This is a genomic window from Psychrobacter sp. DAB_AL62B (genome assembly GCF_028895345.1).
Lineage (GTDB): Bacteria > Pseudomonadota > Gammaproteobacteria > Pseudomonadales > Moraxellaceae > Psychrobacter.
Genome location: NZ_SAXC01000010.1, coordinates 35418 through 49508, shown reverse-complemented (window position 1 = coordinate 49508; position 14091 = coordinate 35418). Strand labels below are relative to the sequence as shown.

Genomic DNA, 14091 nt, shown 5'->3' with positions numbered 1-14091 from the left:
AGTTAAGCTGATATTTGTTGATTAATATGCTTTGATATCTTGTAAAATGAGCGCCTCTAACTTAATGTTAGAGGCGCTTTTTTGTGTTTGCAATAAAGTAATACGAGTAAATATGCTGAATCCAATCAGGTTTTATCGATTAAGGAAGAAAGTCATCAAAGTTGGGGCGTGGTTTGCTATAAATGAATGGTGAAGGTAAATGCGAGATAACAATAAAAGAAGCCAGTATAGATATAAGAATAAAAATAGAAGCAGAAATAGAGTAGGTAAACAGGATAGGCGTAAAATTACCAAGCGTAAGGAGAAGAAACCCCAACGTACTAAAGGGTCGACTAAAATAAAACTAAAGCAGGTATTTTTTCCTTATTTGGGCTTAAGTATCCTCAGCATTCTAATTTTTGGTGCTTTACGCTGGTTACTGGATGTTTATCTAGACGTTCTACCTTTAAAAGAAAGCTACTGGGATTTTGGTATTCCTTTTCTTTTATCTATTTTAGTCGTTAGTATTTGGATATGGCCGAGGTACGAGCTTCTGACTTTAAAGTGGGTTCAGCGTAGTAGTTCAGGCTACTTTTTTATAACGATGGTTTTAGCATTAGTGATACCGCTTGTTCTCAGCCAAAACTATTTGTCTAAAGCTGCGTACGAGGTTATTGAAGTAAACAACCTGAATGATGTTCGTAACTATCCAAAACAAAAGTATTTCAAGGTGGATAATTTTAAACCACTAAAATCAGAGCAGGTTTCTTATATAGAGACACAAGTAGTCAGTGGACGGTATTTTGACTCGACATTGCATGTTTATTATTACATTGCGACGCCATTTGGGGCCGCTGATAATATTTGGCTAGGTTCTAGTTACCATACAAGCTACGATAATCGTGAAGACCAAAGTATTAAAGACCGTCAATACTCAGCATTTATTAATGACTCTCGCCACAAATATCAAGCCAAAGACCTCTCTACTATCAGCTACTTTAAGAAACTTAAATCGTCAAATCAGAGAAGTGGCTACTTACATACGATTTCGACAGTTGATAAGCAGTCTAATTTAACACCCTTGATATTGGTACCTGAATCAGGATTGTTTGTTGACAGTTTAGAGCGAGATTTCGTCTGGGGGTTTGGCTCATTTGTTATTGGTATGGGAGTGTGCTTACTACTCATTCTGGCAGCAGATATTGATAATCAAGAAAAGAAAGGCACGCGAAAACACATACAAAAACAAAAGCATGTAAAAAAACGAGATCCAGTGAAGGATGTGTCAAAAAGTCTAGTAGCTTTGTTTAGAAGTAATAAAAAACAACCTGCAACGTTAGTGTTAATGCTGACTTGTATAGGCGCATTTATCCTGACCGTATTCATGGGTATGGATATCATTGATCCCTTGTCTAGGCAGGTAGATAAGGTAGGCGGATTGAGCACAGACGCGCTGCAAGCTGGTAAATATTGGCGGGTAGTGACATCGCTTTTTGTACATGCAGGGATTATGCATTTGGTAATGAGTCTAGGGATGCTTTTTGCTGCTGGCTATATTTTGGAAAAAGTATTAGGTCCTGTACGTTTTATGATTGCCTTTTTTATATGTGGAATCTTTTCCAATATTTTAGGTGTTCTCTATTATGATATGGACATGGTAGGTGCTTGGAGCGCTATATTTGGCTTGTTTGGTATAGCGATAATACTGATTACTTATAAGATTTTTAACAAAAAGCATAGAGAGCTATATGGTGCTACCGTGGCTGTCATACTGATTATTACTTTAAACAGTATGTTTTTTGCTTTCATAAACACGCTCAGTTATATGGTGTATTATCTTTTAACCTTATGTTTTGGTATTGTTCTTGGTTTGGTCATGGTAATGACTCAAAAACAGCCTTTATTAAGGAATGCTAGACGCCATAATATATAGTTATTGGCTACTCATAATCAAAAACCTATGCTAAGCAGTATAAATCAAGCGTGATGAATTGTTATTAATCATTATTAGAGACTATCTCCATTGACGCACTCAGCAAACTATGACTAAATGAGTGTAAGGCTAATAATGATAATATCAATGATAAAACTAACATAGCCTTTAACAATAAAGTCAGCCGTACAAGGAGTGTACTATGTCCACCATGATTACTGATCGTACCTACCGTATTGACCGTGAAAATACCCAAGCAATGATAATTGACGTCCAAGAACGTCTGACCCCGCATATCTATGACCATGAAAATATTATCAAAAAAATAACGACTTTGATCAAAGGTTTGCAAGCGCTTGATATTCCAATTATGCTCAACGAGCAGTATAAAAAGGGCTTAGGCGAAACCTTGCCCGAAATTCGTGAGTTGTTAGAAGGCGATAATGCCAAAGGCTTTGAAAAAGTTACTTTTAGCGCCTGCGACAATGACGATTCATGGAATCACCTTGCTCAGCAAAATCGCAGTATTGTTTTACTGTTCGGCGTTGAAACTCATGTTTGTGTCTTACAAACCGCGCTTGATTTGCTAGATAATGGTATGCAGCCGGTCATTATTGGTGATGCGGTTGGTTCGCGTTTTCCGTATGATAAAAAGCAAGCCATTCGCCGTATTCGCCGTGCCGGTGGTGTCATTACCACGGTTGAAACTATTCTGTTTGAGCTATGCCGAAGTAGTAAAGACCCTGCGTTCAAAACCATTAGCAACTTGATTAAATAGTTGTTTTTTGCTCGATTTAGAACAGATAGCGCTTACTAAAATAAGCGCTATTTTCTTTTTATAGTAACGCCAGTTAATTACAGGCTAGCATCCTCTTTTATAACACTCATAAAATGTATAATAACCGCTGGTGCTTAAAGATAAGATAAAGCGCTATACATTCGTAGAAAAGTTAAGAGAAAATTTATGTCATCAACCAATTCCATCTTATTAACCAACCCAACGCTTGCCTCAAACATTGATATAGATAATGTCACTCATTTTTTACTAGAGTTAGATGCCCTTAAACGAGTTAACAGGCGCAGTTACGTGACAGGTACGACTCGTTTGGAAAACTCCGCTGAGCACTCATGGCATTTAGCGATGGCATGTTGGTCAATCGCTGAGTTGTTCGAGTTGGATGTTAATCATGAGAAATTGCTAAAGCTGGCACTGGTACACGATTTGGGTGAAATCGATGCAGGCGATACTTTTTTATATGCTGATACACGCAGTGATGCGCACGTTGAAGAGCGTGCAGGCATTGCGCGCTTACAAGCTGAGCGCGGTAATGGTATTAAAGGTTTAAATGAGATTTGGGAAGAGCAGGAAACTGGCAGCAGCAAAGAAACTCAGTTGCTGAAAGTAGTTGATCGCTTATTGCCGTTTTTACTCAATCTAAATACGAATGGCAAAACGTGGACTGATTCTAACGTTACGCGCTCGCAAGTGAGCGGGGCGCATGCCTTTATTAAAGACAGCTTTCCGAGTATTTATGATTGGCAGGTACGACAGATTGAATTTGCGACGGCGCAGGGCTGGTTGATTGATGCTTAAATGGATAAGAGATGATTTGATCGTTTAAGTGTTTTACAGCCCGTCATGATTTTCAAATGCTAGATTTTCAAGTGCTAGAGCATTTATAGTTAAATTAATAACAAAGAGATCGACACATGAGAGTATCTGATACTTATAAAACCTTCGCTAAATCGCTAGCCTTTATCAGCCTGCTAGGATTGGCGCAAATGGCTCAAGCTATTGCCCCTATCAGCGATGGCAGTAAATTGGCACACGATGCCAAAAAACAAATCGGCATTACCACCAGCTATGATCCTACTTATCGTAAGCTGGATTTTCCACGCGGTGATGTACCGATAAATACCGGCGTCTGTACCGATGTTATCGTACGCGCGTATCGCTTGCAAAATATAGATCTACAGCAATTGCTCAACTATGATATGAAATCCAACTGGTCAAGCTATCCAAAAACTTGGGGACTTAAATCAACCGATAAAAATATCGACCATCGCCGTGTACCCAATCTTGAAGTGTTTTTTGCGCGTCACGGACAGACGTTATCAATCACTGACAAATCCAGCTTTCAGGCAGGAGATGTGGTGACATGGCGACTACCGAACGGCAATTTACCGCATACAGGTATCGTATCAGACAAAACAGCGGCTGATGGCACACCGCTGATTATTCATAATATCGGACGCGGTACGCAAGAAGAGAATATTTTGTTTGCCTATCCTATTAATAAACATTTTCGTTATTAATTTTAAAACAAGGTTAGAGAGACTATTTGTTAGTATTCATGCCAGCATTGGTGGTTTGTTGTACAATTTCTTCTACCCGTAAAAAATCCGTATGCCGCACGTCTTTGCCGCTGGTACAAAAAATGACCAGCTCAGCAATATTTCGAGCATGGTCGCCCACACGCTCGAGTGCGCGCAATACCCATAGTATATTAATTACTTTAGACACATGACGACTGTCTTCCATAATATAGGTCATCAAGGAGCGAGTGGCAGACTGATACTCTTCATTAACAGACACATCGCTTTGCAATACCGAAAATGCCTGCTGAGGATTCATCCATAAGAAGGCATCAAGCGCATCAAGCAGCATTAAACGCACCTGATTGGATAAATGCTGAACCTCTGAATAGCCTCTTGGTGAAGCACCATCTTCAATCAATTGGCATGCCATACGCGCTATCTTTTCTGCTTCATCACCCACACGCTCAAAGTCAACAATGCCTTTGCTAATGGCCATGACTAAGCGCAAATCATTCGCTGCTGGCTGGCGCTTAGCAACCAATAAAATAATTTGCTCATCGATTTTAATTTCTAACTGATTGATTAGATCATCATCAGTAATCACTTTTTTCGCTGTTGCCTCATCTGCTGCTATCAATGCACGGGTCGCAACCATGACTTGCTCTGCTGCCATGCGCCCCATTTGCATAAACAACTCAATAACTTCATTTAAATCATTATCAAAACTCTTTGATAAATGCTTTTCAGTTACCAGCATGGTTACCTCCTTAATCGAATCGGTCTTAATCGTATTGGTATTGGTCATAAAGATATTGCCAAAATGATGATGGTTATGAAGGACCACTATAAATCATTGCTATAAATAACTGCTATAAATAACCGCTATAAACAACTTCTTTAAATAAAGAGCAACTTAGCCATAACGACCGGTAATATAATCTTCAGTCGCTTTTTGTGCTGGGTTGGTAAATATTTGATCTGTCTCACCCATCTCTACCATGTCACCCAAATACATATAAGCGGTGTAGTCGGAAATGCGCGCAGCCTGTTGCATATTGTGCGTTACGATAGCAATCGTATAGTCGTTTTTTAAATCCGTAATCAAATCTTCAATAGCGCCAGTGGAGATGGGATCAAGCGCTGAGGTCGGTTCATCTAATAACAGTACTTCAGGTTTCGTTGCCACCCCACGGGCGATACAAAGTCGTTGTTGTTGACCACCTGATAATGACAATCCTGAGGCTTTAAGTTTGTCTTTGACCTCGAGCCATAACGCCGCTTTTTTTAGTGCCCACTCGACACGCTCATCCATTTCTACTTTGCTCAGCTTCTCATATAGACGTACGCCAAATGCCACGTTGTCGTAGATGGACATGGGAAACGGCGTGGGCTTTTGAAATACCATACCCACCCGCGCACGCAGCAAATTGACATCCACGTCTTTAGCCAAAATGTTTTTGTTATCCAAGATGATTTGACCTTCGGCATGCATGTTAGGATACAAGTCGTACATACGGTTAAGCGTGCGTAGCAGTGTTGATTTACCGCAGCCTGATGGTCCAATAAACGCAGTTACATTTTTTTCTGGGATGTCGATATTGATGTTTTTTAACGCTTTAAAATCACCATAATAAAAATCCAAGTCCCGAATGGCAATCTTAGCAGGCGGCATATTGTCAGGCATATCTGCCATGGTTTGTTTGGTCAGATGAGCGCTATCTGGCTGCTTGTGCTGGCTATTAGTAGAGGTTGGCTGACCTAGTAAACGACCTTTGATACTGCCTTTATCTGTTTTCTGCTTAGCGGCTTTTCTTTCTAGTACATCAGTCATAATCGTATCCAGCTATTTTTAAATATCGTTAAAGGAGGAGTGGGTTATCAGCCGTACTGCTCACTATGGTTTTCAAAGTTTTCAGATAGTAAGTTATCTTGTATGATCTTTACCGCCTATAAAGCGCGCCGCAATATTCAATAGCAATACTGTCATAGTAATTAGTAGTGCCGCCGCCCAAGCCAGCGCATGCCAGTTGTCATAAGGACTCATGGCAAACTGATAAATAGTATTAGGTAAGTTTGCCATCGGTTGGCTCATATCGGTACTAAAGTACTGGTTATTTAACGCAGTAAATAGTAATGGCGCGGTCTCGCCCGTAATACGAGCAAACGCTAACAGCACACCTGTGGTCAAACCTGCTTTGGCGGCTTTAAGCGTGACCGTACTGACCAGCTTCCATTTCGGTGTGCCTAGTGCATAGGCAGCTTCACGCAGGGTATTAGGCACAAGATTTAGCATGTTCTCCGTCGTACGTACAACAATGGGAATCACAATCAGCGCTAATGCTAATGCACCTGCCCAGCCTGAAAAGCTTTGACCTTTGACCAGCAACGCATAAACAAACAGCCCAATAACGATAGATGGAGCAGACAGTAAAATATCATTTAAAAATCGGGTGACTTTACCTAACAGACTACCATGTGAAAATTCAGCCAAATATATGCCTGCCATCATGCCGATGGGTGCGCCAATGGCTAAACCTGAAAAAGCCAACATCACTGAACCAATAATGGCATTACGCAGACCACCCTCACCCATAGGTGGCGGTGTATCTGCTGTAAAGACAGGCATTTTTATTAAACCTTGAAAGCCTTCAACAAACAGCGTGATCAAAATCCAAACCAGCCAAAACAAACCAAATACGATCGCTGATAGAGCAAAACCAAGCCCCAATCTATTGATAAAACGGCGCTTGTTATATAAGCGCTTGTCATAGCGGTCTTCAAAGCTTAAAGCAGGCTGGCTAATCTGGGCAGTATGAGTATCGACTGTTGCTAAAGTCATCAGGCTTTTGTCCTTTTTGAATCAGATAACTGCTTTAAATATCACAAGCTATCTAGCAGCTACATGGTATTTAGGAGCTCACTATTATTAATTGCCAGCTTTTTGGTCAATACGCATGAGCATCAGCTTAGATATCGACAGCACGATAAAGGTAATCACAAAAAGAATTAAACCTAAGTGCAATAATGACGCTAAATGTAACTCACTTGAAGCTTCAGCGAATTCGTTGGCCAATGCCGATGTAATCGTAACGCCAGAAGTGAATAGACTTGGGCTGATGTTAAAGGCATTACCAATTAAAAAGGTCACTGCCATCGTCTCACCCAACGCTCGACCAAGCCCCAAAATCACCCCACCAACCACGCCCGCTTTGGTATAAGGCAAGATGATTTTGAACATCACCTCCCACGTGGTTGCGCCCATACCGTAAGCGGATTCCTTTAATAAATCAGGTACCACAGAGAAAACATCGCGCATGGTGGCGGCAATAAAAGGAATAATCATAATCGCCAGTATCAATGAAGCGGTAAACATACCAAGCCCCATGGGCGCGCCCGTAAATACTTTGCCAATAATAGGTAGGGGACCAATATTTTCAATAAACCAAGGCTGAATGTGATCGCCAAAAAATGGCGCAAACACAAACAATCCCCACATACCGTAGATAATAGAAGGGATACCCGCCAACAGTTCAATAGCAATACCCAAAGGCTTTTTCAAAAAATTGGGGCATAATTCTGTTAAGAAAATAGCAATCCCAAAGCTAACTGGAACGGCAATACAGATCGCGATAAACGAGGTGACAACCGTCCCATAAATGGGCGCGAGTGCACCGTATTGATCGTTCACCGTATCCCAGTTATTGCTGGTATAAAACCCTAGTCCAAACTCAGTGATACTTGGCCAAGCACCCACAATTAATGAGAGGAGAATGCCACCAAGCGACAGCAGCACCAAGATTGCAAAGGCTTTGGTCGCATTCACAAAAACGGCATCGTAGCGTTTTTGTTTTGCCAGTTGGGACCTTAAATCATTCATAAGTGTCTCAGCGTTGAATAGAATCAAGTCAAAATAGTAAAAGAGTCAATGAGGTTTTATCACAACAAACTTAAAAAAATCTTTAAATTTTCTGTGATAAAACCTCTCAAACCCATACCGGAGAATAGTGGTTTGAGAGGTTGGCTCGACAGTGATTATGCAATCACTAGAATAAACAGGTTACTGTGCAGGCTTATAGACAGGCTGACCGTTGCTATCAACGACTTCATTCCATTTTGCTTTAAATAAAGCAACGGCAGTATCAGAAAAAGGAACGTAATCAAGTGCGAGAGCATCATCGCCACCTTGAGCGTATGCCCAATCAAAGAATGCTAATACACCAGCGACTTGTTTGGCATCTTGTGGCTGCTTATGTACTAAGATGAAAGTGGCAGCGGCGATAGGCCATGCTTGAGCTGTTTCGGAGTTGGTAATGACTTTATAAAAACCTTCTTGCTGTGACCAATCGATGTCACCAGCAGCAGCAAAGGTTTTTGCAGAAGGCTGGACAAAGTTACCAGCTGCGTTTTTCAGGGCCACATGTGACATGCCGTTTTGCTTAGCGTAAGCATATTCAACATAACCGATAGAGTTTTTCATACGCGTCACGTAGCTTGAAACGCCCTCGTTACCTTTACCGCCCGCACCAGTTGCTGACGTTGGCCATTTCACTGTCTTATCGACGCCAACACTGTCATTCCAAGCGCTTGACACTTTTGCTAGATAGTCAGTGAAGTTAAAGGTCGTACCAGAACCGTCTGAGCGAAATACCGTGGTAATAGCCGCGTCAGGAAGGGTTAAGTCGGGGTTTATGGCAGCAATTGCAGGGTCGTTCCAGTTGCTGATTTTACCAAGATAGATGTCCGCTAACATTTCACCATTTAGCTTTAATTGACCCGGCTTAATACCATCAATATTAACGATAGGAACCACACCGCCGATAACGGTTGGGAATTGAATCAGACCGGCTTCGTTTAACTCGTCTGGCGTCATAGGGGCATCAGATGCGCCAAAATCAACCGTTTTCGCAACGATTTGTTTGATACCACCGGATGAGCCGATTGACTGATAGTTAACTTGTCCACCTGTTGCTTTGTTGTAGGCATCTGACCACTTAGCATAGATAGGCTGCGGAAAAGAAGCACCAGCCCCTGTAATATTCATCGATACATTTTCAGCTGAGCTAGCACTAGCGTTACTTGTAGAGTCACCGCTAGAGGCCGTAGTTGCTTGGGCTGCTGTGGCAGGCTCATTGCTTTCATTGCTATCGGGTGTTTGACTGCAGGCGGCTAAGGTAAAAGCACCAGCGACTGCTACAGCTATTAATGAATGACGCATTATTTCTCCTAAAATTAATCAATTTTGAGTATCAAGCATTTATAAATAACAATGACAATAGTTTTCTGGGGTTTTCTGGGGTTTGCTGAAATGATGCTCTGCGGTTAATAAGGAGAGTGTGCCAAATGAATATGACAGTTTGATGACATAAAGCCTTACTAGCAAAAAAGAATAGCGGCTTACAAAACAAGGCGTTTATAGATAGGGAGGTAGAGAAGGGGTTAAGCGATTATTTTTATCGAGATTCTGTTATACAAGGCAAATAAAAAAGCATAGTCAGTAATGTTATTACTGACTATGCTTTTTTATCAATGCTACTCGTTAAAAACGTTTGTTACTTAGATAAATGGGACTAAATTTTAGCGCTACCTAGTAACTGACCCATTTGTACCGTTGAGCCATGCTTCATAGTATTTTGCCAATCAGTGTTTGCTGCTTTTGGCAGTACCACAATCGCGGTCGAGCCTAAATAAAAACGTCCAAGCTCATCGCCTTTCTTAAAGCTCATATCATGATCCGCTTCTTGAATGTCATCGGTGCGGCTAATTTTACCCGTCGCAACCGTTTCGATCCCAGCGACAATCATCGCACCGACCATGATAACAGCCGCTTTACCATAGGCGGTATCAAACAGACAGACTAGGCGCTCGTTGCGAGCAAACAAATCAGGTACATTTGCTGCCGTTGTATTATTGACTGAAAATAGAGTGCCAGGTACATAACGGGTTGTGGTTAAGGTACCATCAAATGGCATATGGACGCGGTGATAATTACTTGGGGCAAGGTAGACAGTGGCAAAGCTACCATCAGCAAAATAATCGCCGTCGGCGCTGTTAGCCAATAGCTGCCCGATATCATAGTCGCGACCTTTGGCTTGCAGAAGCTTATGGTCATTGATTTGCCCAAGCTGAGATATCATCCCATCAGCAGGACTGACGATACCATTGATGGTAGTATCGATAGCGCGCGCATCGTCTTGTAGCTCACGGGTAAAAAAATCATTAAAGCTCTCATAAGCGTTTAAACTTTGACGCTCATATTCATCTAAGCTAACATCATAAGCTTTGGCAAAGCTACGAATGAAAGCGCGTTTGACCCAAGGATGGCGGCTGGCGGCTAAGCGTCCAGCCACTTTGCTGATTTTTTGTTGGGGTACAAACTGTTGTAAGGTAGTAAATACATTCATAATAGATGACCAAAGTAGTGATTAAAAAAGTAGTGATGAAAATAAAAAAGCAATTATTAAAATAAAAAATGGTGCTAGAAAATAATAGACAGTGACACTTATAGATAGTGATATTAATAGATAGTAACATTCATAAATAAATACATTTTATCATGGTCGGCAGCTGACTGTATGACCATAATCGTTAAAGGAAGTAAGTAATGAGAGCACTTATCCAGCGGGTAAATCATGCCAGCGTCAGCGTTGATGACTGCTGCGTTGGCTCTATTCAGCATGGGGTATTGGCATATATTGGTTTGGGTCACGATGATAATCTACAAAGTGCGCAGCGCTTAGTCGATAAAATCCTCACTTATCGTATCTTTGAAAATGATGACGATCCGGCTAAAACCGGTAAACTGGATAAAAATGTCCAACAAGTGGCTGGCGGGTTATTATTGGTATCACAATTTACCTTGATGGCAAAAACGGATAAAGGTCGTCGCCCTGATTTTGGCGGCGCGATGGCACCTGATGCGGCACAGGTATTATTTGCACAACTGGTTACTTATGCAAAGACTCAGTATCCCGCTATTGCAACGGGTCAGTTTGGCGCTAATATGCAAGTTACGAGCGTCAATGATGGACCGCTAAACTTTTTATTAGAAGTAAGTTGAGCGATTAGACTTGATGCCAAATATTAAAATTTTAAAAGTAAATGTCATCAAGCTGTCATAATTAATTCGTTTAATAGGAAGAAGCTAGCGCGTGCGTTTATCGCCTTTTGATAGGCTAGATTTTGTCCTCTAACACTGAGAATGCCGTATGTATAATGAGCAAATTTTGATTGTTGAAGATGAACCTGCGATTCGTGAGATGCTCGTCATGACGCTAGAGATGGCTGGATTTGAGAGTTTACAGGCAGCTGACGTCTCAGAGGCGCATCAGCAAGTGGTGGATCACAGACCGGCGCTGATTTTATTGGATTGGATGCTGCCCGGAGATAAAAGTGGTATCGATTTTTGCCGTATGCTTAAAAATGATGCGCTGCTCGCTGAGATACCAGTCATTATGTTGACTGCCAAAAGTGAAGAAGACAGTAAGGTTCATGGCCTTGATGCTGGCGCTGATGACTATATGACCAAGCCTTTTTCTACCCGTGAATTAATCTCAAGAATCAAAGCGGTATTGCGTCGTAGTAGTGCGCTCAGTAGCGATAAGCCTATCGAAATAGGAAAGCTAAGCCTAGACCCCAAAAGCCAGCGTTTCATGGTTGATGATAAAATTATCGATATGGGTCCGACAGAATATCGCTTATTGGCATTTTTTATGAGTCATCCAGAGCGTGCTTATACGCGAGCACAGTTGCTAGATCAAGTATGGGGCGGCAATGTTTATATTGAAGATAGAACCATTGATGTACATATTCGGCGTTTACGAAAATTACTACACCCTTATGATTGTAATACGTTGATCCAAACGGTACGCGGTACGGGTTATCGATTTTCTAGTCTGGTTGAATCCATCTAATTCACTATAAAAGTGCCATCTAATAGAAAATGGAATAACAATAGAAGCTGACCTAATGCAGCTAATAGTAGTAAATCTAATTGATGAGAATGATAATGCCGACCGAAAATAATCAACAAGGCAAATTAGAGCCAATCTCCCAGCACAATACAACCGATCAGCTGAAAAAAATTAGAAGCGCTCTACTAGCATTACGAGATGCAGTAATTTTGCTCAATGACGATGATGGTCTAGAGTGGTGGAATCAGGCGGCAGAAGATTTATTGTTATTGCAAGCAGCTGATAAGGGCAAGCACATCTTTGATTTTATTAGGGTGCCTGAGTTTCGTCAATATTATCAAGCGGCCACGACGCCTAATGATGGCGATGGCGTTCATGATGGTGTGCATATGGTGTCGTGGCGAGATCCTAATCGCTATTTAAAGTGTGAGCTCACGCCTTTTGGTGACGAAAAGCTACTGATTATTTATGATGTGACGCGCTTGCATAACTTGGAAGAAATGCGCCGCGACTTTGTGGCGAATGTCTCGCACGAGTTACGTACACCATTGACCGTGATGATGGGTTATCTAGAGAATTTCTCAGATCAGCCAGATATGCCAGCGCATTGGCGACGTGGTTTTGAGTTGATGAGCCAGCAGACGGCTCGTATGAATAGAGTGGTGAATGACTTATTGTTGTTATCTCGAATTGAAATCGAAGAGACGCACGAGCTCAATTATATCGATATGACCAAGCTGCTTACGCATGTTTATGATGATGCGCAAGCCTATAATCAAGAATATGGCCATACCATTCACTTGCAGATAGATACTTATGACGGGCTACAAGGCTCAGAGATGTACCTAAATAGTGCGTTATCCAATCTGGTGATTAATGCCGTTAAATACACCCCAAAGGGCGGCAATATAGCTATTAGCTGGACCAAGACAGCAGAAGGCTGCCGGTTTGCCGTCGAAGATAATGGGATTGGTATTGCCCCTGAGCACATCGCGCGTTTGACTGAGCGCTTTTATCGTATCGATAAAGGTCGTAGCCGTGCCACAGGCGGTACGGGACTGGGACTAGCGATTGTAAAACACGTCTTATATCAGCATGAGGCCAACTTGCAAATTGAGTCAGTAGAAGGGGTAGGCTCAACCTTTAGCATGGTGTTTCCAGCTGCTCATGTGCGATCTGCATCGATAAGTTGACGACAAAACGGCCTTCTTGATAGGTATAAATAGTGCGTTTCAAATCTAGTAAAGATGCCTAATTGGTCGTTAATTTTTGCGTTGTTTAGGACACAGTTCTGATAAATCAACACGACCTAATTTTGATTGATAAATTTTTCAAATAGCCTAATTTTTTTGTAAAAGTGGGTAAGGGTTTACCGCGCTGCCATTAATATAAATCCCATAATGCACATGCGGCGGCGTGCCTTTGGCGTTGCCACTATCACCAACATAACCGATGATATCGCCTGCATTGACCCAGTCATTGGGAGAGATGTCAGCATAGTCTTCTAAATGCGCATAATAATGTCCTGCACCGCCGGGTCCCACGACCACCACTACACGCCCACCCAATCTATCGTCTCCAACCTTGCTGACGATACCTTGTGTCGTTGCTTGTATCGGCGTACCTCGATCTGCAAAAATATCAATCCCCTCATGGGAGCGTCCTTGGCTACGCGCAGCGCCCCAAGTATCCGTCAGATGCTGCTTTGGCAGCGGACTGGGCAGGCTGTTTTCGGTCGGCGGTTCTTGTTGTAACAGACTTAGCTGCTGCCATTTTGCCAGCACAAATGACTGTGTTTGTTGGCTGATACTTGGTACGAGTTTATCGAATACAAATAACAGCGCTAATAGCACAGCAGCCTTAATCAGCACCTTTAGCATACGGCTTAACAATGTTGGTTGTGCTGGTCGTGGTGGTTGGTTTTCTTCATTTGGTCGCATCGACGTCTCT

The 14091-nt window shown here is 41.9% G+C and carries 14 protein-coding genes; 7 read left to right on the top strand and 7 right to left on the bottom strand.

Going from position 1 to position 14091, the window contains the following annotated elements; translation table 11 throughout:
- Positions 1–199: 199 nt before the first annotated feature.
- The 4 genes from EPB74_RS11595 to EPB74_RS11580 all read left to right on the top strand — a co-directional run bounded on the left by EPB74_RS11595 (position 200) and on the right by EPB74_RS11580 (position 4228).
- Positions 200–1912 (top strand): rhomboid family intramembrane serine protease, encoded by a 1713-nt coding sequence (locus tag EPB74_RS11595; RefSeq protein WP_274904288.1) that lies wholly within the window; start codon positions 200–202, stop codon positions 1910–1912.
- Between the two features lie 202 nt (positions 1913–2114).
- Entirely contained in the window at positions 2115–2690 is a 576-nt protein-coding gene (locus EPB74_RS11590; RefSeq protein WP_079692724.1) for an isochorismatase family protein, read from the top strand.
- Between the two features lie 186 nt (positions 2691–2876).
- On the top strand, positions 2877–3506 hold the full coding sequence (locus tag EPB74_RS11585; protein WP_274904287.1) for an HD domain-containing protein: 630 nt from the start codon (positions 2877–2879) through the stop codon (positions 3504–3506).
- A 116-nt stretch (positions 3507–3622) separates the two neighbouring features.
- Positions 3623–4228, top strand: a complete 606-nt coding sequence (locus EPB74_RS11580; protein ID WP_274904285.1) for a DUF1287 domain-containing protein — start codon at positions 3623–3625, stop codon at positions 4226–4228.
- A 22-nt stretch (positions 4229–4250) separates the two neighbouring features.
- Here EPB74_RS11580 and phoU read toward each other — a convergent pair whose 3' ends face one another.
- The 6 genes from phoU to asd form a co-directional block, all read right to left on the bottom strand.
- Complete coding sequence (phoU, locus tag EPB74_RS11575) at positions 4251–4988, bottom strand: phosphate signaling complex protein PhoU (protein ID WP_274904327.1); 738 nt, start codon at positions 4986–4988, stop codon at positions 4251–4253.
- 156 nt (positions 4989–5144) lie between these two features.
- Positions 5145–5924 (bottom strand): phosphate ABC transporter ATP-binding protein PstB, encoded by a 780-nt coding sequence (gene pstB / locus EPB74_RS11570; RefSeq protein ID WP_274904326.1) that lies wholly within the window; start codon positions 5922–5924, stop codon positions 5145–5147.
- 231 nt (positions 5925–6155) lie between these two features.
- Positions 6156–7070, bottom strand: a complete 915-nt coding sequence (gene pstA, locus EPB74_RS11565) for a phosphate ABC transporter permease PstA (RefSeq protein ID WP_274904283.1) — start codon at positions 7068–7070, stop codon at positions 6156–6158.
- Between the two features lie 87 nt (positions 7071–7157).
- Positions 7158–8108: a phosphate ABC transporter permease subunit PstC gene (gene pstC / locus EPB74_RS11560; RefSeq protein ID WP_274904282.1), complete on the bottom strand. Its 951-nt coding sequence runs from the start codon at positions 8106–8108 to the stop codon at positions 7158–7160.
- Between the two features lie 180 nt (positions 8109–8288).
- Positions 8289–9446, bottom strand: a complete 1158-nt coding sequence (pstS, locus tag EPB74_RS11555; RefSeq protein ID WP_274904280.1) for a phosphate ABC transporter substrate-binding protein PstS — start codon at positions 9444–9446, stop codon at positions 8289–8291.
- A 352-nt stretch (positions 9447–9798) separates the two neighbouring features.
- The gene (gene asd / locus EPB74_RS11550; RefSeq protein WP_274904279.1) at positions 9799–10632 is read right to left on the bottom strand and encodes an archaetidylserine decarboxylase; all 834 of its coding nucleotides are present in this window, start codon (positions 10630–10632) and stop codon (positions 9799–9801) included.
- A gap of 200 nt (positions 10633–10832) precedes the next feature.
- On the opposite strand from asd, the gene dtd reads away from it, so the two are divergent.
- From dtd to phoR, 3 genes are all read left to right on the top strand, one after another.
- Complete coding sequence (gene dtd / locus EPB74_RS11545) at positions 10833–11288, top strand: D-aminoacyl-tRNA deacylase (protein ID WP_274904277.1); 456 nt, start codon at positions 10833–10835, stop codon at positions 11286–11288.
- 148 nt (positions 11289–11436) lie between these two features.
- A complete protein-coding gene (phoB, locus tag EPB74_RS11540) occupies positions 11437–12141 on the top strand; it encodes a phosphate regulon transcriptional regulator PhoB (protein WP_079692715.1) in 705 nt (234 codons plus the stop codon).
- 95 nt (positions 12142–12236) lie between these two features.
- Positions 12237–13334: a phosphate regulon sensor histidine kinase PhoR gene (phoR, locus tag EPB74_RS11535; protein WP_089554483.1), complete on the top strand. Its 1098-nt coding sequence runs from the start codon at positions 12237–12239 to the stop codon at positions 13332–13334.
- A gap of 147 nt (positions 13335–13481) precedes the next feature.
- Here phoR and EPB74_RS11530 read toward each other — a convergent pair whose 3' ends face one another.
- A complete protein-coding gene (locus EPB74_RS11530) occupies positions 13482–14081 on the bottom strand; it encodes a M23 family metallopeptidase (protein ID WP_274904274.1) in 600 nt (199 codons plus the stop codon).
- Between the last annotated feature and the right edge of the window lie 10 nt (positions 14082–14091).